Source organism: Rhodococcus sp. AH-ZY2, from assembly GCF_030916465.1.
GTDB lineage: Bacteria > Actinomycetota > Actinomycetes > Mycobacteriales > Mycobacteriaceae > Rhodococcus > Rhodococcus ruber.
Map to the genome: position 1 here is coordinate 938,201 of NZ_CP126458.1, position 19,789 is coordinate 957,989.

Sequence of the window (19,789 nt, forward strand, 5' to 3'; positions counted from 1 at the left end):
CGGTTCGACGGCCGAGGAGATTCTACGACCGGCGCAGCACCGCCCGGAGGACGCCGGCACCCGTGGCGCCGACGAGTGTGCCGACGTTGTAGTGGTCGTCCCACACCGTGATCTTCCCGTCGCGCAGCTCGAAGGTGCCGCACACCCAGAACCGGACGGACACCGGGCCGACGCGCATGACGTCGGTGCGCTCGGTGAGCACCACGTTTCCGGTCGCGGCGATGTGGTGGACGACGACGTCGAAGCCCAGCGACGGCCGGCGCAGGCCCTCGAGGATGCGCCGCACCCGGGGCAGGCCCCGCACGGTCGGCAGCGACGTGTTGTGCCAGGCGATGTCCGGGTCGAGGAGGGCGGTGGCTCGTTCCATGTCCTCGGCGACCATCGCGTCGAGGAATTCGCGGACGACGGCGACGGACTTCTCGTCCGCGACGGTTTCGGGTGCGGTCATGACGCTCCTGTTCGGGTGAAGGTTCCCAGGCCGTTCTCGTTCCAGTATTCGAACGTGACGCCGTCCGGGGTGAAGGTGGCGGTGGAGACCGTCCCGTCCGGGGCGTTCTCACCGCCCTCGATCGGGAAGGTGAACACGTCGCCGTCCCAGTGGTCGAGCCGGTAGGTCTGTTCGGCGGGACCGATGGTGAGCACCAGGGCGCCCTCGCGTTCGTCGATCCGCGCGGGACCGTAGTACTCGCTGGTGTAGGCGCCGGTGTACTGCCCGAGCGGACGGGCGGGGGTGGGGTTCGTCGGGGCGGTGCGCCCGACGAGCGAGCCCTTCGGGTCGTCGAACGTGGCGAAGCGCTGCTCGTACAGGTCGGTCCAGTCCTCCCGGATCTCCCCGAACTGCACGAGATCGGTGAACTCGGCGGCGAGGGTTTCCGGCACCCCGATCGGGGCGGCGTTGGTGAGCGCGACGATCGCGACGTCCGCCGACGGGATCGCGGTGAACGCGGTCGCGGCGCCCAGCGCGAACGCCCCGGAGTGGCTCAGCGTCACGCGCCCGGCGGGGCTCGTGCCCACGTTGAACCCGTACCCGTAGAACCCCGCCCGGCTGTCGACGGTGCCCGGCGGGCTCGCCACGGCCTGCGGGGACACCGCCGGGAGCAGGGCGTCCGCGTCGACGATGCGGCGGCCCTGGTACTCGCCGTCGCCGAGCAGCATCGTCAGCCACCGCGCGACATCGGTGACCGAGGCGCTCACCCCGCCGGCCGGGGACTGCGCGTCGGGATCGCGGACGGCGCGCGCGACGTAGTCGCCGTCGACGAGCTGATGGCCGACGGCCCGATTGGGCCGGGCCTCGTAGTCCTCGAATCGGGAACTGGTGGAAGTCATTCCGAGAGGCTCGTACAACGCCCGCTGCGACAGGTCCGCCCACTCGGCGCCGGACGCGTCGGCGACCGCCTGTGCCGCGGCGGTGAGCCCGAAGTTGGTGTACTCGTACGAATCACGGAACGGCCCGAGCGGCAGCAGGCGGAACCGGTCGAACACCTGCTCGCGGTCGAAACCGAGGTCCTCGAGTTCGTCGCCGGCGTGGTCGGGAAGTCCGGAACGATGGGCGTAGAGATCGCCGACGGTCACCCGGCTGGTCACGTACGGGTCCGCGAGCGCGAACCCCGGCAGGCGTTCGACCACCGGAGTGTCCCAGCCGATCACGCCCTCGCCGACCTGGCGGGCGACGACGGTGGCGCCGAGCGGCTTGGACATCGAGGCCAGTTGGAAGACGGTGTCGGCGTCCACCGCACCGTCGCGGCCGGCCTCGCGCACCCCGAACCCCTCCGCGTACACGATCTCACCGCGGTGCACGACCGCCACCGCCATTCCGGGAATGCCGGTCCGATCCATCAGCTCCCGGGCGAGGTCGTCGAGGCGAGCGACAGCGTCGTCGACCTGTCCGTCCGGGATGTCGATGCCTGCGACCTGCGGGGGAGAGAGGGACTGGGCTTCCGGCGAGGCCGGCGCCGAGGACGCCGGAGAGTCGGCGGTGTCGACCGAGACGCAGGCAGCCGACAGGATCGCCACGAGGGCGAGGGCGGCGCCGATCCGGCGACGACGGGGTGCGCGCATGTCACGGCCTTTCTCGTCCGTCGCATGGTATGCCCCCGGCTCGGTGCGCGGAAGACTCTCGAAGCCTCGGGCCCCGCAACGACGATCGTTGTGCAACCGTGACGTCCGGGCGCGGGGCCGGGGTCACCGCGACGACCAGCGCCGACGCCGGCGTGCGGCGCAGGGCCGCGGGCAGGTCCGGACGGAAACCGCCCGGGGCCCGGGGCCACTCGCTAGCGTCGAGACACCGGTGCCCGATCTCCGAGGAGGATGCCATGAACAGACGAGCCCGTCGCACCGCCACCGTGGCCGCGGCCGCCGCTGCCGCGGGACTGGTCCTGGCCGGCTGCAGCAGCGACGACGGCACCAGCGCCGAGGACGCCGTGGCCGGCGTGACCAGCGCGGCGGAATCGGCAGTCGAGCGCGCGACGTCCGCCGCGGAGTCCGCGGTCGAGGGCGCCACCGGGGCCGAGAACACGGAGCCGGGCGCCTCCGTCGAGGAGACGACGACCCTGCCGGGTGCGGGCGGCGGCGAGTACACCATCAGCGGGCCGATTCTGGCGAAGTACAACGAGATCGGCGGTGCCGACAGCCCGCTGGGCGCACCGACCGCGGATCAGCAGGATGTCGGCGACGGCTACGTCGCGGAGTTCGAGGGCGGCATCGTCGCCTGGAGCCCCGACACCGACGCGCACGTGGTGTGGGGCGAGATCCGCACCGCCTGGGAGGCCCAGGGCGGTGCGGGTGGCGAACTCGGATTCCCCATCAGCGACGAGCGGCCCATCCCGAACGGGCTCGAGAGCGAGTTCGAGATGGGCACCATCACCTATGTCGACGGTGCGACGCAGGTGATCCCGAAGTAGCCCGTCCGGATGCGGCCGGTCACGGCTGGAAGACGAGCCGGCCCACGGTGTGCCCGTCGCCGAGGCGGGCCACGCCGTCGGCGACGTCGTCGAGGGAGAGTCGCTCGCTGATCAGCGGTCGGATGGCGCCGTCGTCGGCGAGGCGGCACAGTTCCTCGTGGCAGGCCTCGATCGCGGCACGGTTGTACTGCCGGTACAGGCCCCAGTGCAGGCCGATGATCGAGTAGTTCTTGATGAGCGCGTGGTTCAACGCCGGTTGCGGGATGGTGCCACCGGCGAACCCGATCACCAGGATGCGGCCCTCGAACGCGATGCACTTGGTGGAGCGGCTGTACGAGTCGCCGCCGACCGGGTCGTAGACCACGTCCGCACCGCGACCCGCGGTGACGTCCTTGACGACGTCGACGAAGTCTTCGCGGTGCCGGTCGACGACGACGTCGGCGCCGAGGGCCCGGCAGTAGTCGGCCTTCTCGGCGCCGCCGACGACACCGATGACGGTGGCGCCGGCGGCCTTGCCGAGTTGCACTGCGGCACTGCCGACGCCGCCGGCCGCGGCGTGCACGAGCAGGGTCTCCCCGGCCCGCAGCTGGGTGCGCCGGTGCAGGGCGAACCACGACGTCTGGTATCCGATCGACAACGCCGACGCTTCGGCGTCGTCGAGGGACGCCGGGGCGCGGTAGGCGTCCTCCTCCGGAACCACGGCGAGCTCGGCGAAACCGCCGAAGGGGAACTCGGGATTGCCGATGATCCGGTCGCCGACGGCGAAGCGGGTGACGCCCTCGCCGACCGCGACGACCGTCCCGGCCAGTTCGACGCCGGGGGTGAAGGGCAGTTCCGGCTTCATCTGGTACTGCCCGCGGCACAGCAGCACGTCGGGGAAGTTGGCCGGCGTCGCGGCGACGCGCACCACGAGCCGTCCGGGGCCTGCCTCCGGATCGGGGACGTCGACGAGTTGCAGCGCTTCCTTGGGCTCGCCCACTTCGTGAATTCGCCAGGCCTTCATGGGATTACCTTTCCATCGAGTTCGGTGTGCGGGGTGCGCTCACGGGGCGACGGCGACGCCAGCCTCCGCTGCGGCGGCGGTGCCGAGCATCGCGCCGCCGTCGACGACGAGGGTCTCGCCGGTGATCCAGCTCGCGGCGTCGGAGGCGAGAAAGGCCACCGCCGAGGCGATGTCGGCCGGCTCGCCGATCCTGCCGAGCGGCAGGACCGCCTCGAGCCGGTCCTCGTGGTCCTTCCAGAGGGCTTCGGCGAGACGGGTGCGCACGACACCCGGGGCGACGGCGTTGACCCGCACCCGCGGCGCCAGTTCCAGGGCGAGCTGGCGGGTGAGGTGGATCAGTGCCGCCTTCGAGGCGTTGTACAGGCCGATGTTCGCCTCGGGTGCCATCCCTCCGATGGAGGCGGTGTTGACCACTGCTCCGCCGTGCTCGCCCATCCACGCCTGCACGGCCAGTGAGGTCCACAGCACCGGACCCCAGAGGTTGACGTCGAAGGTCTTGGCGAAACGTGCGTGGTCCTGGGCGAGCACCGGACCGAACGCGGGGTTGGTGCCGGCATTGTTGACCAGGATGTCCAGGCGCCCGAACCGCTCGACGGTGAGGTCGACGCACCTCCGGGCCGCGTCCTCGTCGACCGCATGCGCGCCGACGCCGAGTGCCGTGCCGCGCACCCCGGCCGCGGTGACCTGGGCGGCCGCGGCGTCGGCCGCGTCCTGCTTGCGGGAGGTGAGCACCACGTTCGCGCCGGCCGCTGCGAGGTCCCGGGCGACGGCCAGCCCGATACCGCGGGAGGCGCCGGTGACGATCGCGGTGCGGCCGGTCAGATCGAGTCCGGTCATCGTCAGCCCACCGTCACCTTGTGGCCGTTGACCGAGGCGGCGGGAGCGGTGCGGTACTTGCGCAGTTCGGCGACGGCGATGGACCGCTTGTGCACCTCGTCGGGGCCGTCGGCCAGGCGCAGGGTGCGCATGTGCGCGTACATCATGGCGAGCGGGAAGTCGTCGGTGACGCCTCCGCCGCCGTGCACCTGGATGGCGCGGTCGATGATCTTCAGCGCCATCGCCGGGGCGGCGACCTTGATCGCGGCGATCTCCATCCGGGCCTGCTTGTTGCCGACGGTGTCCATCAGGTGGGCAGCCTTGAGCGTGAGCAGCCGTGTCATCTCGATCTCGATCCGGGCCTCGGCGATCCAGTCCTGGATGTTGGCGCGCTCGCTCACGGGCTGACCGAACGTGACCCGGCTCGACGCGCGCCGGCACAGCAGTTCGAGGGCTCGCTCGGCCATGCCGATGGCGCGCATGCAGTGGTGGATGCGGCCGGGGCCGAGGCGGGCCTGGCTGATCGCGAAGCCCTCGCCCTCGCCGGCGAGCACGTCCTTGCTCGGCACCCGCACGTTCTCGAAGGTGATCTCGGCGTGGCCCTCGCGGTCGGCGTAACCGAAGACCGGGAGGTTGCGCACGACGGTCACGCCGGGAGCGTCGATGGGCACCACCATCATCGACTGCTGGCGGTGCGGGGCCGCCGTGGGGTCGGTCTTGCCCATGACGATGAGGACCTTGCAGTTCTTGTGCATCGCGTTGGAGGCGAACCACTTGCGCCCGTTGAGGACGTACTCGTCGCCGTCCCGGACCATGGACAGCTCGATGTTGGTGGCGTCGGAGCTGGCGACGGCGGGTTCGGTCATCGCGAACGCCGAGGCCATCGTGCCGTCGAGCAGCGGGCGCAGGTACTTCTCCTTGTGCTCGTCGGTCCCGAAGAGGGTGAGCACCTCCATGTTGCCGGTGTCGGGTGCGTTGCAGTTGCACGCCTCGGAGGCGATGTGGCTGCGGCCCATGATCTCGGCGAGGGGGGCGTACTCGAGGTTGGTCAGGCCCGGGCCCCAGTCGGGGTGGGGGTGGAACAGGTTCCACAGGCCGCGCCGGCGGGCCTCGGCCTTGAGTTCCTCGAGGATCGGGGGCTGGAAGTGCGGGTCCCCGGAGGCGCGCATCTGTTCCTCGTACACCGACTCGGCGGGGTAGACGTGCTCGTCCATGAAGGCGAGGAGGGCGTCGCGGTACTGCACGGTGCGTTCGGACATTTCGTAGACCGACATGGTCACTCCTGGCGGAAGGGGAGGGGCAGGGCTGGGGATCGCCCGTCGTCGAGGTACGTCGCGAACAGGATGGTGACGGACGTCTCCCTCCCTGTATAGTTGAACGCGGTTTCAACTTCAAGTTTTGATTCGGCGCGAGTCGCTCCGGCCGCGCGGAGAGGAAGCATCCATGACCGACGACATCAGCACCCTGCCCGTGCGACCCACGGGCCTCGACGACCTCCGGGACCTGGTGGGACGGGACATCGGACCGACGGACTGGGTGACCGTGACCCAGGAACTCGTGAACGCCTTCGCCGAGGTCACCGACGACCACCAGTGGATCCATGTCGACCCCGAGCGCGCCGCGACGAGTCCGCTGGGGACGACGATCGCGCACGGTCTGCTCGTGCTCTCGCTGGGGCCGGGCCTGTCCTACAAGCTCATGAGCTTCGACGGGTTCGCCCACGGCCTCAACTACGGCTACGACAAGGTGCGCTTCGTCTCGCCGCTGCCGGTCGGTTCCCGCATCCGGATGCGCATGCAGGTGCTCGGGGCCGAGGCCGCCGGTGGCGGCATCCAGATCCGGACGCTGCAGACGTTCGAGCGCGAGGGGCAGGAGAAGCCGGTCGCGGTGGCCGAGTCGCTCGCCCGCGTCGTCGCCTGAGCTGCGTACGGCACAGATGCTGCCGGCCTCCACGAGCGATCGTGGAGGCCGGCAGCACCCGTTCGGTTACCGTGCGTGGGCGATGCCCGGGACGGCCTTCGGGTCGCGGCGCACCTCCGCGGGGTTGGTCTCCTTGAGCACCCACGCCGAGAACAGCGTGAGGGCGCCCATGAGGGCCACGAACACCGAGACCAGGGTGGTCGTGCCGGTGTTGGCGATCAGGGCGGTCATGATGAACGGCGTGCCGCCGCTGACGGTGACGGCGGCGAGCTGGTAGGCGAGCGACGCGCCGGAGAGCCGGACGTTGGGCTCGAAGAGCTCGCCCAGGTACGCCGCCAGCGGGCCGTAGGTCATGGACTGGAAGATCGACCCGACCGTGACGGCCACCGCGAACAACGCGAGGTTCGCGGTATTGACGAGCCAGAAGTAGGGGAATGCCCACAGCACGAGTGCCGCGGCCCCGATCATGATCATCGGCCGGCGGCCGATGCGGTCGGAGATCCACCCCGACCACAGGATGAACCCGAGGCCCACCAGCGAGCTCGCCAGCGAGATGGCCAGGATCGAATTGCGGTCCATGCCGAGTTCGGTTGTGCCGTAGCTCAGGACGCCGGCGATGCTGATGTAGAACAGCGAGTTGGTTGCGGCGAGCAGACCGCAGCCCAGCAGGATCTTGCGCCAGTGGGTGCGGATCGCCTCGGCGAGCGGGGCCTGGACGACCTGCTGCTCGGGCCGCTTGGCCGCGACTTCGGCCTGCAGTTCCCGGAATTCGGGGGTGTCCTCCACCTTGGTCTGGATGTAGAGGACGACGGGGAACAGCGCGGCACTGGCGAGGAACGGAATCCGCCAGCCCCAGTCGAGGAACACCTCGTTCGACATCGCGGCCGTCGCCGTGAGGAACGCGACGTTGCCCAGGATGACGCCGCACGGCACGCCCATCTGCCCGAACGTGCCGGCGAAGCCTCGACGTTTGGGATCGGCGGACTCGGTGAGCAGCAGGACGATTCCACCCCACTGCCCGCCGCAGGCGAGGCCCTGCAGGAAGCGGAGCGTCACCAGCAGGATGGGGGCGAGGACCCCGATGGCGGCGGCGGAGGGCAGGCAGCCGATCAGGAACGTCGCCAGACCCATGAGCAGCAGGCAGACCACGACGACGGGTTTGCGGCCGTAGCGGTCACCGAAGTGGCCGGCCACGAGCCCGCCGAGGGGCCGGGCGACGAACCCGGCCCAGAAGGTGCTGAAGGACAACAGCGTTCCCATCAGGGGGGAGCTGTCGGGGAAGAACACGTGCGGGAACACCAGCGCCGCGGCGGTGCCGTACAGAAAGAAGTCGTACCACTCGATCGAGCTGCCGATGAGCCCGGCGGCGAGCAGTTTACGATGAGCGCGCGTGTGGTGCGACGTGCCGGCGGTCGTGATGCCGGTCGGACTCACGGATGGCGATGTCACAGATCAATTCCTCCGGTCGGACGGGCCGAGAAACAGCACTCAAACATGAATTCGGGTTCAGGCTGTGGTGCTAGTCTGGGGCATCGGTCATGTGATGTCAATCACGAGCCGCTCTCCCCCACTATGTCTCTCGACGAAGGGAAACCACTCATGGCCAGTGTTCTCGACCCCGTCCTCGCCCACGCGGACGCGGCGCCGGAACGCATCGCCCTGCGCACGCGGGACGGGCAGCGGAGCTACCGCGAGCTGCGCGACGACGCGCTGCGCTACGGCGCGCTGCTCCGCAGCCGCGGCGTCGCCGCCGGCGACCGGGTGCTCCTGCTCGCTCCCTCCGTGCCCGAGTTCGTGGTGGCCTACCTCGGCATCCAGGCGCTCGGTGCCGTGGTGGTGCCGGTGAACACCATGTCCACCGCGGCCGAACTGCGCTACACCCTCGGGGATTCGCGGGCCGTGCTCGCGATCGCCTGGCATGCCGCCTCCGGCTCGGTGGCCGAGGCCGCGGAGGGGCTCGGTGTGCCGTGGCTGTCGCTGGAGCCCGGCGCCGCGGTCGAACAGGAGCCCGTCGATCCCGTCGACCGTGCCGACGGTGACACCGCGGCGGTGCTGTACACCTCGGGCACCACCGGCCGCCCGAAGGGGGCTCAGCTCACCGTCTCGAATCTGCTGTCTGCAGGACGCATTTCGTGCCGATTGTCCGAATCGGGACCCGAGGATCGAGTCGGGACCGGGCTGCCGCTGTTCCACATCTTCGGCCAGGCGTCGGTGATGATGTCGGCCTTCACCGCGGGGGCCTCCCTGTCCCTGCTGTCCCCGTTCGATCCGGCGGCGATGCTCGACCTCGTCGTCCGGGACCGGCTGACGGTGGTGTGCGGGGTGCCGACCATGTGGAACGCGATGCTGCATGCCGAATCTCCCTACGGACCAGCGGACTTCGCGGGACTCCGGCTGGCGGTATCGGGGGGTGCGTCGCTGCCGGGGGAGGTGGCTCGTGACTTCGAGCACCGCTTCGGCTGCACCATCCGGGAGGGATACGGCCTGACCGAGACCACGGCCATGGCGACCTTCTCGTGGGGGGACGTCCCGGCGCGCATCGGGTACAGCGGCACCGCGGCCCCGGACATCGAGGTCGAGGTCTACGGGCCGGACGGCGTCGCGTGCGGCCCGGGGGAGGTGGGCGAGGTGTTCGTCCGCGGACCCGTCGTCATGGCCGGATACTGGCAGCGACCGGCCGACACCGCGGCCGTGCTCGACGACGAGGGCTGGTTCCGCACCGGCGATCTCGGGGAATTCGACGAGCAGGGCCGGTTGCGCATCGTCGACCGGGTCAAGGACCTCGTCATCCGGGGCGGCTACAACGTGTATCCCAGCGAGGTGGAGGAGGTGCTCTACGAGCATCCCGACGTGGTCGAGGCCGCCGTGGTGGGCGTGCCGGACCGCCACTACGGCGAGGAGATCGCCGCGGTGGTCGTGCTGCGCGACGACGCCGGCGCCGGTGCCGAGGACGTCGTGCGCTGGTGCCGGGAACGGTTGTCCGCCTACAAGGCGCCCCGCATCGTCCGCTTCGTGGACGCCCTGCCGAAGGGGGCGTCCGGGAAGATCCTCAAGCGGGCAATCGACCGGGACGAGTTGTCCCGGTTCGTCGTTCGCCGTTCCGAGTCGGCGGTGTGACCGGTGCCGTCCGCGGCCGGGTGGCGGGCCCGGCCGCGGACGGCCCGCCGGGCTCAGTACGTGTAGCGACGTTCGAAGATCTCGCGCGGGTTGTCGATCAGCATCCGGTCGATGTCCGTGTCGCCGACCCCGGCCTCCCGCAACGCGGGCAGCACGTCGTTGTGCAGGTGCATATAGCTCCATCGCGGCGTCGCGACGGCGAGCATCTGCGGGTCGAGCCAGTCGTTGAGGGTGGCGTAGTCCTGCGAGAGCAGCATCCGGCCGGCATAGCCGCGCTCGACGAGGGCGGCGATGGTCTTCACCCGCTGCTCGAAGCCGAGATAGACGTCCACGCCGCAGCGATCCATACCGATGTACGAGCCGGCGTCCATCAGCGCCGTGAGATAGCCGATGTCGTCGGAATCGCCGCTGTGGCCGACGATCACGCGCGAGAGGTCGACGCCCTCCTCGGTGAACAGGCGCTGCATCACCCGTCCCGACTCGGAGTGGGCGTGGGTGTGCACCGTGATCGGTACGCCGGTGCGTCGGTGGGCGACCGCCACGGCCCGGGCCGTCCGCTCGACTCCCGCGGTCAGGCCCGGGGCGTCGATGGCGCACTTGAGCATTCCCGCCCGCACTCCGGAGTCGAGGATGCCTTCCTCGATGTCGCGGACGAAGAAGTCCACCATCGGTTCCGGGCCGCCGAACAGGGTGTCGGGGCCGCGGTAGTGGAAGTAGTGCGGCAGGTCCATGTAGGTGTAGAGACCGGTCGCCACGACGATGTTCATGTCGGTGGCCTCGGCGACCCGTCGGATGAGGTCGATGTTGCGGCCGGTGCCGACCACGGTGAGGTCGACGAACGTGTCGAAACCGGCCGCGTGCACCTCCCGGACGCGCGTGATCGCCTCGGCGACCGCCGCGTCCAGGTCGACGCCGATGTCCCAGTTGCCGTGCAGTTCGGGGGAGAGGACGAACAGGTGCTCGTGCATCAGTGTCCGGCCGAGGCTGCCGCTGTCGACGGTGCCGGTGACGGTGGGGACGGTGGTCATGACGTCTCGCTTCCTACGACCTGAATTAGAATTCAGCTTCGTATCAGATCATGATGAGACGCTCATCACAAGACCCAGGGTGTCGTCAGTCTCGCGGCTCCACCCGTGTCATCGCGAGCACGTCGAGCCGCCGATCCAGCTCCTCCTCGCTCAGGCCGTCACCGATCAGCCCCCGGTCGACGACCGTCTGCCGGATGGTCTTCTTCTCCCGCAGCGCCTCTTTCGCGACCGCAGCGGCCTCCTCGTACCCGATCGCCGAGTTCAGCGGCGTCACGATCGAGGGAGACGATTCGGCGAGGGTACGCAGATGTTCGGTGTTCGCCACGAGCCCGTCGACGCACCGCTCGGCGAACAGGCGCGAGACGTTGGCCAGCAGGCGCAGCGACTCGAGCAGGTTGCGGGCCATCATCGGGATGTAGACGTTGAGCTCGAACGCGCCCGCGGCACCACCCCACGCCACGGCCGCGTCGTTGCCCACGACCTGCGCCGCCACCTGGGTCACCGCCTCCGGCAGCACGGGATTCACCTTCCCCGGCATGATCGAGCTGCCGGGCTGCAGATCCGGCAGCTGGATCTCGGCGAGACCCGTCAGCGGGCCGGACCCCATCCACCGGATGTCGTTGGCGATCTTCGTCAACGACACCGCGACGGTCCGCAGCGCCCCGGACGCCTCGACGAGACCGTCCCGCGCGGCTTGCGCCTCGAAGCTGTTCTTCGCCGGCGTCAGCGCCTCCACCCCGGTCACCCGCACCAGTTCGGCGACGACGCGGGGACCGAATCCCTCGGGGGCGTTCAGGCCCGTGCCGACCGCCGTGCCCCCGATGGCCAGCTCACCCAGCCGTGGCAGGGTCGCCTGCACCCGCTCGATGCCGGCCTCGATCTGCCGGGCGTAGCCCCCGAACTCCTGGCCGAGGGTGACCGGCACGGCATCCATCAAGTGCGTCCGCCCGGACTTGACGACGCGTCTCCACTCCTCCGCCTTCGCCGCGAGCGAGGCCCGCAGCTGGTCGAGGGCAGGGACGAGATCCTTCACCGCCGCCTCGGTGGCGGCGACATGCGTCGCGGTCGGGAAGGTGTCGTTCGACGACTGCGACATGTTGACGTGATCGTTGGGATGTACGGTCACCCCGCGCTGCGCGGCGATGCTCGCGATGACCTCGTTGGCATTCATGTTCGAGCTCGTGCCCGAACCGGTCTGGAACACGTCGATGGGGAACTGGTCGTCGTGCAGACCCTCGGCGATCTCGGTAGCGGCGGCGACGATCGCGTCGGCCTTCTCCGCGTCGAGCAGATCCAGATCCTTGTTCACCTGGGCGCACGCCGCCTTGAGCAGGCCCATCGCGCGGATCTGGGTGCGCTCGAGACCGCGGCCGGAGATCGGGAAGTTCTCCACGGCCCGCTGGGTCTGAGCGCGCCACAGGGCGTCGGCCGGGACCCGGACCTCGCCCATGGTGTCGTGTTCGATTCGGAACTGCTGCTCGGAATTGTCGGCCATGGCTTCACAGTAGGCCGCTCGAGCCGCAGCGGCGCCCCTTCGGACCGGCGGAGATCCGAAAGGGCGCCACGACCGCGAACCGGGTCACGGCATGGGAGGAACGGCCCCCGCGACGCCGTGGAAATCGATCGAGGTGAACTCGCTGAGCTTCTTCAGCCGGTGGTACGCCTCGACCATCCGGACGGTGCCGGACTTGCTGCGCATCACGATCGACTGCGTCGTCGCGCCGCCGCCGTAGTAGCGGACACCCTTCACCAGCTCACCGTCGGTGACGCCGGTCGCGCAGAAGAAGATGTTCTCACCCTTGACCAGGTCGGTGGTGGTCAGCACGCGGCCCGGCTCGTGACCCGCGTCGATCGCCTTCTGCCGCTCCTCGTCGTCCTTCGGCGCCAGGCGACCCTGCAGCGCGCCGCCCATGCACCGCATCGCGGCCGCGGCGATGATGCCCTCCGGGGTGCCGCCGATGCCCAGCAGCATGTCGACACCCGAACCCGGGCGCGCCGCGGCGATCGCACCGGCGACGTCACCGTCGGAGATCAGCCGGATACGGGCGCCGGTCGCGCGCACATCGCTGATGAGCTGCGCGTGCCGGGGGCGGTCCAGGATCGTGACGGTGATGTCGGAGATCTCCGAGTGCTTCGCCTTCGCCACGCGGCTGATGTTCTCGGCGACCGGCGCGGTGATGTCGATGACGTCCGCGGCCTCCGGGCCGACAGCGATCTTGTCCATGTAGAACACGGCGGACGGGTCGAACATGGCGCCGCGCTCGGCGACGGCGAGCACCGCGATGGAGCCGGGTGCGCCCTTCGCCATCAAAGTGGTGCCGTCGATCGGGTCGACCGCCACGTCGCACAGCGGTCCGTCGCCGTTGCCGACCTCCTCGCCGTTGTAGAGCATGGGCGCCTCGTCCTTCTCGCCCTCGCCGATCACGACGACGCCGCGCATGGACACCGAACTGACCATGTGACGCATGGCGTCGACGGCGGCGCCGTCGCCACCTTCCTTGTCGCCACGGCCGACCCAGCGGCCCGCAGCCATCGCCGCGGCCTCGGTGACACGCACCAGCTCGAGGGCGAGATTGCGGTCCGGGGCCTGGCGGCGGGTCGGGGTGCTGGCCGTCATGGGCTACTGCCTCCTGGTGCGGTCGGTCGACGTGGTTGCCGACGCGGGACGGACGTCGAAGGGACGACCGTCGGGTTCCGATGGTTTCGAGTGGTAATTCTCTCATCACCGTCCCGTGAGCGGGGCTCGGACCCGGCCACGTGCGGGTATCGGTGCCGACGGCTGTCAGACTGGAGGCGTGGCCCCCCAGAAACCCCGCATTCTCCACGACACGCGCGACATGGCGTGGTCGCTGATTCCGCTGCTGCTGATCATGGTCGTAGTGGCCGCCATCGCCAGCCAGTGCTCCTTCAGCCCCGGCGGCCCCACCGCGGGACCCGTGCCCAGCTTCGACGTCGACGCGGGCCTGAAGTACGACGCGCGTGAGCTGGACTTCCCGATCCGGCAGCCGAAGGTGCCCGAGGACTGGCAGGCGAACTCCGGCAGCCGCAGCATCATCACCGGCGAACAGGGCGGCGACTCGAGCACCGTCGGGTACATCACCCCCGCCGGCCGGTACGTGCGGTTCACCCAGTCGAATGCGGGGGAGGACGAGCTGGTGCGGTTCGTCGCCGGGGAGCCGCGCACCGCGACGGGGGCGCAGGACATCGCCGGCCGCGACTGGGTGGTCTACGGCGGGCAGGGTGTCGAACCGCTGTGGGTGTCCGACTTCGGCGACGTCCGGATCCTCGTCGGTGGTTCCGGCGACGAGGCCGAGTTCCGCGAACTCGCGGCCGCAGCGGGGGCGGCTGAGCCGCTACAGCCCTGACGGGCGCGCCGCTACAGCCCTGACGGGCGCGCCGCTACAGCCCTGACGGGCGCGCCGCTCACTCGTCGTCTTCGTCCACCTCGTCGTCGCTGTGCGCCAGCGCGGCCTCCACGCGCTGCCGGGCGCCGGCGAGATGCTCCTCGCAGCGGCGCGCGAGCGCCTCGCCCCGCTCCCACAGCGTCAGCGACTCGTCCAGGTCCAGGCCACCCTGTTCGAGCATCTTGACCACGTTGACCAGCTCGTCGCGCGCCCGCTCGTAGCCGAACTCCGCAACGTCGTCGTTCGGGCCGCTCACGGGCGTGTCCTTCGTCTCGCTCATCCGTTCCTCGTCACTTCTCTCGTCCGATGACGGCCGCGCGCACCGCACCGTCGGCGACCCGCACCCGCAGCTGGGTGCCGGGCGGTGCGTCGTCGACGGACCGCAGCACCTCCGCGTCCCCGTCCGGGATCATCCGCTGCACCACCGCGTAGCCGCGGGCCAGGGTGGCGGCGGGACCGAGCGTCCCGAGTCGCGCCCCGAGATGTTCGATCCGGGTGGCCTCGGCGGCGATCGCCCGGGCCACGTCGCGTCGGGCGCACTGCCGCAGCCGCTCGATCTCCTCGCGCCGCTGGTCGACGGTGCGCAGCGGGTCTGCGAGCACCGGCCGGCTGCGCAGCTGTTCGATCACGTGCTCCTCCCTGCGCACCCAGTTGCGCAGCGCCGCCGCCGCTCGCTCTCGCAGCTCGTCCACCAGGTCCTGCTCGGCCACCGCGTCCGGCACGATCCGTTTCGCCGCGTCCGTGGGGGTGGCCGCCCGCAGATCGGCGACGTAGTCGGACAGCGGGCTGTCCGGTTCGTGCCCGATCGCGCTGACCACGGGCGTCGTGCACCGGACGATCGCGCGGCACAGCGCCTCGTCGGAGAACGGCAGCAGGTCCTCCACGCTGCCGCCGCCGCGCGCGAGCACGATCACGTCGACGGACGGGTCCGCGTCGAGTTCCTCGAGCGCCTCGAGGATCTGCGGGACCGCGGTGGGCCCCTGGACGGCGGTGTTGCGGATCTCGAAACGGACCGCCGGCCACCGGCGCTGCGCGACGCTGAGCACGTCCCGTTCGGCGGCGCTCGCCCGGCCGGTGATCAGACCGATCCGGTGCGGCAGGAACGGCAGGGGCCGTTTGAGCCGCGGGTCGAACAGCCCCTCGGCCGCGAGCAGCGCCCGTAGCCGCTCGATCCGAGCGAGGAGTTCGCCGATTCCGACGGCCCGGATCTCGGTGACCCGCAGGGCCAGGGTGCCGCGGCCGGTCCAGAACGACAGCTTCCCGAACATCACCACCCGGCTGCCCTCGGTGAGCGGCACAGGGGAGTTCTGCACCAGCTGCGGCGAGCACGTCACCGACAGCGACATGTCCGCCGACGGGTCCCGCAGCGTGAGGAAGGCGGTGCGGGTGCCGGGACGCACGTTGAGCTGGGTGATCTGTCCCTCCACCCAGACCGAGCCGAGCCGGTCGATCCAGCTCGCGACCTTCTGCGAGACGGTCCGGACGGGCCACGGATGTTCCGCGGAGTTGGACGGGGTGGCCGTGGGCGCGGAGGTCACTTGGTGCTTGCGTTCGCGATCCGGTTGGACAGCATGGTCTCGAACGGGTCCCGCGCGCGGGTGGCGCTTTCGTACTCGAGCAGCGCCCGCAGGTCCTCGACCGACAGGGTGCGCATCCGCGCCCGCAGTTGCGCCAGGGTCAGCGACGGGTAGTCGAGCAGTTCGACGATCTCGGGAAGCTCGGCCCCGGCCGCGCTCCCGGCGGCAGCCTTCTTCGCGGTCTTCTTCGCCGGTGCCTTCGCTGCCTTCTTCGCCGGCTTCGTCGCGGTCGTGTCGGCGTCGCCGCCGGCTGCGGTCGTGCCGGCACTGATCTTGGCGGCGGTGGACTCGGCGGTCGACTCGGCTCCGGCGCGGGGCCCGGACCCCTCCGTCCCGGCGCCGGCGGACTTCCCGGCCCTCGAATCGGTGGGGACCGGCACCGCCGCCTCCGTCGCGGGCGGCATCGAGTAGAGGGCGAAGCGTCCCGGTGCCCCCGCGGTCGACGGCTCGGCAATGCCCACCGGTTCGGCGTCGTCGTCGAAGGTGGCCCACGACGGCGCCTCGGCGGGGGCAGCGCCGAGCAGCTCGAACAACTGGTCGCCCTTGATCGCGAGCGACGTCATCGTCTGCTGGATCCGCATCGTCGTCTGAAGGATCTGGCTGACCGTGGTCATCGGCAGGGCGACCGCGGTGGACGGCAGCTTGAGGGTCTCTTCGTACGCGGTGACGGCCAGCCCGGCCGCCACCCGCGCCATGAACGGTGGACGGATCATGGGAAACAGACTGCCTCACGTGCCGCCCGATTGGTAGCCGAGGACGGCCGGCCCCGCGGACGGCCCGTACCCTGGAGGCATGTCTGCGCCTGTTCCCCTCGAAGTCGGAATCACTCGGTCGGCCGGTTCACCGGCTGCCGGCAAGCGCGTCCTGCTCGCCGAGCCGCGCGGGTACTGCGCCGGTGTCGACCGGGCCGTCGAAACGGTGGAGAAGGCACTCGAGAAGCATGGTGCCCCGATCTACGTCCGCAAGGAGATCGTCCACAACCGGCACGTGGTCGAGACCCTCGCCGAGCGAGGTGTCGTCTTCGTCGAGGAGACCGACGAGGTACCCGAGGGCGCGGTGCTCGTGTTCTCGGCGCACGGTGTCTCCCCTGCGGTGCACGCCTCCGCCGCCGAACGCAGCCTGCGCACCATCGATGCCACGTGCCCCCTGGTGACGAAGGTGCATCAGGAGGCGAAGCGCTTCGCCCGCGACGACTACGACATCCTGCTCATCGGTCACGAAGGCCACGAGGAGGTGGAGGGCACTGCCGGCGAGGCCCCCGACCACGTCCAGCTCGTCGACGGTCCGGACGCGGTCGACCAGGTCACCGTGCGCGACGAGGCGAAGGTCATCTGGCTCTCGCAGACCACCCTCAGCGTCGACGAGACCATGGAGACGGTCCAGCGGCTGCGCGCGAAGTTCCCGCTGCTGCAGGATCCCCCGAGCGACGACATCTGCTACGCCACCCAGAATCGGCAGGTGGCGGTCAAGGCGATGGCGCCCGAATGCGACCTGGTCATCGTCGTGGGGTCCCGCAATTCGTCGAACTCGGTCCGGCTCGTGGAGGTGGCTCTGGGGGCCGGTGCCCGGGCCGCGCATCTCGTCGACTACGCCCGCGAGGTCGACCCGGCATGGCTCGACGGCGTCCGGACCGTGGGCATCACCTCCGGCGCCTCGGTGCCGGAGGTCCTCGTACGCGGCGTGATCGACCTGCTCGCCGAGCACGGTTTCGCCGACGTGCAGTCGGTCACCACAGCCAACGAGACCTTGGTGTTCGCGCTGCCGCGCGAACTGCGCTCCGCGCGTCGCGCGTAATCCGGCGCGCGTGATCCGGCGCGGACTCGGTCAGTCCTCGTACCGGTCCCGATAGCGCACCCGGGGCTGCCGGTAGTCCGGGGTCTCCGGTCCCGGCGCCCGCCGACGGGACGGCGGGGGCACCTCTCCCCGCTCGTAGGGACGGTCGGGGCGGGAGCGGTGATCGCCGCGCCGGTCGTAGTCCCGGCGGGTCTCGGCGGCCCGCCGTGGGGCCGGTTCGGCTCGCCGTGGGGCGGGTTCGGCCCGTCGTGGGGCGGGTTCGGCTCGCCGTGGGGCCGGCTCGGCTCGCCGGGTCCGGTAGGCGACATCGGGTGCCGCGGGCGGCTCGCCGGCGCCGCGGCGCGCCGCGTCCGGAGCCGGGGCGGTGGTGCGGCGCCGCACCACCGGGTTGTCGCGCGTGTCTGCAACCTGTCGCACGCTTGCCTTTGTGGAGGCCGGGGGTCGGGCGGCCGCACGGGCGCGACGTCCCCGCGCCGGCTTCGCAGCCCCACCACCGTCGCGGTCCAGCTGCGAGTCGCGTGACGGGGCCCCGGCGGCGCGTGCGCCCCGCCGGCGCGGACGGGCCGGGGCCGGTACCTGCGACCGGCTCAGGAAGATCCGCAGCCCGCCGACGACCAGGACCGCCACCGTGGCGGTGAGCATCACCGGGAACCGGTTCACCAGCGGATACGCCACGTTGAGCGCTAGGTCCTTCAGGCCCCCACCACCGGATTCGACGAGGAACTCCTGCGCGATCGGAACGGCGACGAGCAGCAGCAGCGGCGGCTGGGCCATCGCGGTGAACAGCGCCCGATGCTGCACGGCCGCTACCGCCGCGACGCAACCGAGCACGTAGAACGCGGAGAACGCCGAACCCAGTTCGTTACCGCGTGCCGCATCGATGAGGAAGCCGAGCAGGGTCGAGCCCGCCGCGACGAGGACCGCGCCCCACCACGGGACGCCAGGCACAGTGGGCGCCACCGACCGCATGTCGAGCGGCACCGCCGAGCGAGCACGTTGCGTTGCAGACACATGTCGACACTAGACCCCTCGGGTCAACTTGCTTCGTCGACAGGACCGTCGGACTCGGAAGTATCCGTCGGCGTCACGCGGCGCGGCCACGCATCGACCGGTCGCACCTCCGGGTGTTCGCCGTCGAAGATCTCCAGTTCGCTCAGCTTCCGGGCCGTCACCCCGACCCGGGACTCCATCGACGCGACGGTCAGGTTGAACGAGTCGACGGCCTTGCCCAGCTGGGACCCGAGCCGATCGAGGTGTCCGCCGACGACCCCGATCCGCTGATACAGCTCCCGGCCGAGCTGGTGGATCGTCGCGGCCTCCTTCGACAGGGCCTCCTGGCGCCAGGTGTGCGCGATGGTGCGCAGCAGCGCCACGAGGGTGGTGGGGGTGGCCAGGATCACGTTCCGCGCGAACGCGTACTCGAGCAGGTCCGAATCCGCGGCCAGCGCCGCATCGAGGAACGGGTCGCCGGGAACGAACAGCACCACGAACTCGGGCGTCGGATCGAACGATTCCCAGTAGGCCTTCGCCGAGAGCTGGTCGACATGCGTGCGTACCTGACGGGCGTGCCGCACCAGGTGCTGGTCACGCCGAGCGACGTCCTCCTCCTGGGCGGCGTCGAGATAGGCGGCGAACGGCACCTTCGCATCCACGACGATCTGCTTGCCACCGGCGAGATACACCAGCAGATCCGGGCGGACCCCGTCCCGGGTGACCTGGGTGTCGAAGTCGCAGTGCCGCACCATGCCGGCGAGCTCGACGACGCGTTCGAGCTGGATCTCGCCCCACCGTCCGCGCACCTGCGGGGCGCGCAGGGCCGTCACCAGCTGCTGCGTCTGCGTCGAGAGCAGCTGCGAGGCGCGGTGCATGCCTTCGACCTGCTCGGTGAGACCGGCGTACGCGTGCACCCGGTTGCGCTCGACGTGCTCCACCTGCCGGGCGAGCGCCCCCACTGCCTCCTGCAAGGGTCCGACGAGACGTGAGACCTGTTCACCGATCGCGCCCGAATGGCGGCGGGCGGAGTCCTCGCTCACGGCGCCGAGCGCTTGCCGCAGCTGCCCCTCGTTCTCGCGCAGGGCCGCGAGCTGGGCCTCCGCCCGCGCGGCGCGGTCGCCGCTGCGGGCGGCGTGCAGCAACCAGCCGACAACCACGCCGAGCGCGAGGGCCGCGAGCAACGCCAGTGCCGTGAGTGCCGTCATGGTGCGCATGATGCCCGAGTGGACCGACAGGC

At 70.7% G+C, this 19,789-nt stretch carries 19 protein-coding genes; 5 read left to right on the top strand and 14 right to left on the bottom strand.

Annotated features, from left to right (window positions below):
- Nucleotides 1-22 precede the first annotated feature (22 nt).
- Both QNA09_RS05390 and QNA09_RS05395 read right to left on the bottom strand, forming a co-directional pair.
- Complete coding sequence (locus QNA09_RS05390; protein WP_010592876.1) at nt 23-448, bottom strand: limonene-1,2-epoxide hydrolase family protein; 426 nt, start codon at nt 446-448, stop codon at nt 23-25.
- Nucleotides 445-2,058 (bottom strand): serine hydrolase, encoded by a 1,614-nt coding sequence (locus QNA09_RS05395; RefSeq protein ID WP_064066188.1) that lies wholly within the window; start codon nt 2,056-2,058, stop codon nt 445-447. Before QNA09_RS05395 ends, QNA09_RS05390 begins: the two co-directional genes overlap by 4 nt.
- A 254-nt stretch (nt 2,059-2,312) precedes the next feature.
- Here QNA09_RS05395 and QNA09_RS05400 point away from each other — a divergent pair, with 254 nt between their 5' ends.
- Nucleotides 2,313-2,900: an LGFP repeat-containing protein gene (locus QNA09_RS05400; RefSeq protein WP_010592874.1), complete on the top strand. Its 588-nt coding sequence runs from the start codon at nt 2,313-2,315 to the stop codon at nt 2,898-2,900.
- A 19-nt stretch (nt 2,901-2,919) separates the two neighbouring features.
- Here QNA09_RS05400 and QNA09_RS05405 read toward each other — a convergent pair whose 3' ends face one another.
- From QNA09_RS05405 to QNA09_RS05415, 3 genes are read right to left on the bottom strand one after another with little or no spacing between them, the layout of a single operon-like run.
- The gene (locus QNA09_RS05405) at nt 2,920-3,903 is read right to left on the bottom strand and encodes an NADPH:quinone oxidoreductase family protein (protein WP_010592873.1); all 984 of its coding nucleotides are present in this window, start codon (nt 3,901-3,903) and stop codon (nt 2,920-2,922) included.
- A gap of 39 nt (nt 3,904-3,942) precedes the next feature.
- On the bottom strand, nt 3,943-4,740 hold the full coding sequence (locus QNA09_RS05410; RefSeq protein WP_308072291.1) for an SDR family oxidoreductase: 798 nt from the start codon (nt 4,738-4,740) through the stop codon (nt 3,943-3,945).
- Between the two features lie 2 nt (nt 4,741-4,742).
- Entirely contained in the window at nt 4,743-5,993 is a 1,251-nt protein-coding gene (locus tag QNA09_RS05415; RefSeq protein ID WP_010592870.1) for an acyl-CoA dehydrogenase family protein, read from the bottom strand.
- A gap of 169 nt (nt 5,994-6,162) precedes the next feature.
- Between QNA09_RS05415 and QNA09_RS05420 the strand changes: the two genes are divergently transcribed.
- A complete protein-coding gene (locus QNA09_RS05420) occupies nt 6,163-6,639 on the top strand; it encodes a MaoC family dehydratase (protein ID WP_010592869.1) in 477 nt (158 codons plus the stop codon).
- 66 nt (nt 6,640-6,705) lie between these two features.
- Here the strand turns inward: QNA09_RS05420 and QNA09_RS05425 are convergent, their stop codons facing one another.
- Nucleotides 6,706-8,073, bottom strand: coding sequence for an MFS transporter (locus QNA09_RS05425; RefSeq protein WP_010592868.1), 1,368 nt, complete (start codon nt 8,071-8,073; stop codon nt 6,706-6,708).
- A gap of 165 nt (nt 8,074-8,238) precedes the next feature.
- Between QNA09_RS05425 and QNA09_RS05430 the strand changes: the two genes are divergently transcribed.
- Nucleotides 8,239-9,756 carry an AMP-binding protein gene (locus QNA09_RS05430; protein WP_017680273.1) on the top strand — a complete coding sequence of 506 codons (1,518 nt, stop codon included), beginning with the start codon at nt 8,239-8,241 and terminating at the stop codon, nt 9,754-9,756.
- Between the two features lie 53 nt (nt 9,757-9,809).
- Here QNA09_RS05430 and QNA09_RS05435 read toward each other — a convergent pair whose 3' ends face one another.
- From QNA09_RS05435 to glpX, 3 genes are all read right to left on the bottom strand, one after another.
- Nucleotides 9,810-10,784 (bottom strand): phosphotriesterase, encoded by a 975-nt coding sequence (locus QNA09_RS05435; RefSeq protein ID WP_048771863.1) that lies wholly within the window; start codon nt 10,782-10,784, stop codon nt 9,810-9,812.
- Nucleotides 10,785-10,869: 85 nt separating this feature from the next.
- The gene (locus tag QNA09_RS05440; RefSeq protein WP_017680271.1) at nt 10,870-12,279 is read right to left on the bottom strand and encodes a class II fumarate hydratase; all 1,410 of its coding nucleotides are present in this window, start codon (nt 12,277-12,279) and stop codon (nt 10,870-10,872) included.
- Between the two features lie 84 nt (nt 12,280-12,363).
- Entirely contained in the window at nt 12,364-13,401 is a 1,038-nt protein-coding gene (gene glpX, locus QNA09_RS05445; protein WP_010592864.1) for a class II fructose-bisphosphatase, read from the bottom strand.
- A 178-nt stretch (nt 13,402-13,579) separates the two neighbouring features.
- Between glpX and QNA09_RS05450 the strand changes: the two genes are divergently transcribed.
- A complete protein-coding gene (locus QNA09_RS05450; RefSeq protein WP_082170354.1) occupies nt 13,580-14,149 on the top strand; it encodes a DUF4245 domain-containing protein in 570 nt (189 codons plus the stop codon).
- 58 nt (nt 14,150-14,207) lie between these two features.
- On the opposite strand, the gene QNA09_RS05455 is transcribed toward QNA09_RS05450, so the two are convergent.
- From QNA09_RS05455 to QNA09_RS05465, 3 genes are read right to left on the bottom strand one after another with little or no spacing between them, the layout of a single operon-like run.
- Entirely contained in the window at nt 14,208-14,468 is a 261-nt protein-coding gene (locus tag QNA09_RS05455) for an exodeoxyribonuclease VII small subunit (protein WP_010592861.1), read from the bottom strand.
- Between the two features lie 10 nt (nt 14,469-14,478).
- A complete protein-coding gene (gene xseA / locus QNA09_RS05460) occupies nt 14,479-15,726 on the bottom strand; it encodes an exodeoxyribonuclease VII large subunit (protein ID WP_040275280.1) in 1,248 nt (415 codons plus the stop codon).
- Nucleotides 15,723-16,478, bottom strand: coding sequence for a lipid droplet-associated protein (locus QNA09_RS05465; RefSeq protein WP_010592859.1), 756 nt, complete (start codon nt 16,476-16,478; stop codon nt 15,723-15,725). Before QNA09_RS05465 ends, xseA begins: the two co-directional genes overlap by 4 nt.
- 79 nt (nt 16,479-16,557) lie before the next feature.
- Between QNA09_RS05465 and QNA09_RS05470 the strand changes: the two genes are divergently transcribed.
- The gene (locus tag QNA09_RS05470; protein ID WP_010592858.1) at nt 16,558-17,559 is read left to right on the top strand and encodes a 4-hydroxy-3-methylbut-2-enyl diphosphate reductase; all 1,002 of its coding nucleotides are present in this window, start codon (nt 16,558-16,560) and stop codon (nt 17,557-17,559) included.
- Between the two features lie 30 nt (nt 17,560-17,589).
- On the opposite strand, the gene QNA09_RS05475 is transcribed toward QNA09_RS05470, so the two are convergent.
- Both QNA09_RS05475 and QNA09_RS05480 read right to left on the bottom strand, forming a co-directional pair.
- Complete coding sequence (locus QNA09_RS05475; RefSeq protein ID WP_017680267.1) at nt 17,590-18,540, bottom strand: DUF6542 domain-containing protein; 951 nt, start codon at nt 18,538-18,540, stop codon at nt 17,590-17,592.
- Between the two features lie 53 nt (nt 18,541-18,593).
- Nucleotides 18,594-19,757 (bottom strand): DNA recombination protein RmuC, encoded by a 1,164-nt coding sequence (locus QNA09_RS05480; RefSeq protein WP_026137639.1) that lies wholly within the window; start codon nt 19,755-19,757, stop codon nt 18,594-18,596.
- Between the last annotated feature and the right edge of the window lie 32 nt (nt 19,758-19,789).

Coding starts and splice junctions, on each gene's coding strand:
- QNA09_RS05390 (WP_010592876.1), bottom strand. CDS start 448: ATGACCGCACCCGAAACCGTCGCGGACGAGAAGTCCGTCGCCGTCGTC.
- QNA09_RS05395 (WP_064066188.1), bottom strand. CDS start 2,058: ATGCGCGCACCCCGTCGTCGCCGGATCGGCGCCGCCCTCGCCCTCGTG.
- QNA09_RS05400 (WP_010592874.1), top strand. CDS start 2,313: ATGAACAGACGAGCCCGTCGCACCGCCACCGTGGCCGCGGCCGCCGCT.
- QNA09_RS05405 (WP_010592873.1), bottom strand. CDS start 3,903: ATGAAGGCCTGGCGAATTCACGAAGTGGGCGAGCCCAAGGAAGCGCTG.
- QNA09_RS05410 (WP_308072291.1), bottom strand. CDS start 4,740: ATGACCGGACTCGATCTGACCGGCCGCACCGCGATCGTCACCGGCGCC.
- QNA09_RS05415 (WP_010592870.1), bottom strand. CDS start 5,993: ATGTCGGTCTACGAAATGTCCGAACGCACCGTGCAGTACCGCGACGCC.
- QNA09_RS05420 (WP_010592869.1), top strand. CDS start 6,163: ATGACCGACGACATCAGCACCCTGCCCGTGCGACCCACGGGCCTCGAC.
- QNA09_RS05430 (WP_017680273.1), top strand. CDS start 8,239: ATGGCCAGTGTTCTCGACCCCGTCCTCGCCCACGCGGACGCGGCGCCG.
- QNA09_RS05435 (WP_048771863.1), bottom strand. CDS start 10,784: ATGACCACCGTCCCCACCGTCACCGGCACCGTCGACAGCGGCAGCCTC.
- QNA09_RS05440 (WP_017680271.1), bottom strand. CDS start 12,279: ATGGCCGACAATTCCGAGCAGCAGTTCCGAATCGAACACGACACCATG.
- glpX (WP_010592864.1), bottom strand. CDS start 13,401: ATGACGGCCAGCACCCCGACCCGCCGCCAGGCCCCGGACCGCAATCTC.
- QNA09_RS05455 (WP_010592861.1), bottom strand. CDS start 14,468: ATGAGCGAGACGAAGGACACGCCCGTGAGCGGCCCGAACGACGACGTT.
- QNA09_RS05465 (WP_010592859.1), bottom strand. CDS start 16,478: ATGATCCGTCCACCGTTCATGGCGCGGGTGGCGGCCGGGCTGGCCGTC.
- QNA09_RS05470 (WP_010592858.1), top strand. CDS start 16,558: ATGTCTGCGCCTGTTCCCCTCGAAGTCGGAATCACTCGGTCGGCCGGT.
- QNA09_RS05480 (WP_026137639.1), bottom strand. CDS start 19,757: ATGACGGCACTCACGGCACTGGCGTTGCTCGCGGCCCTCGCGCTCGGC.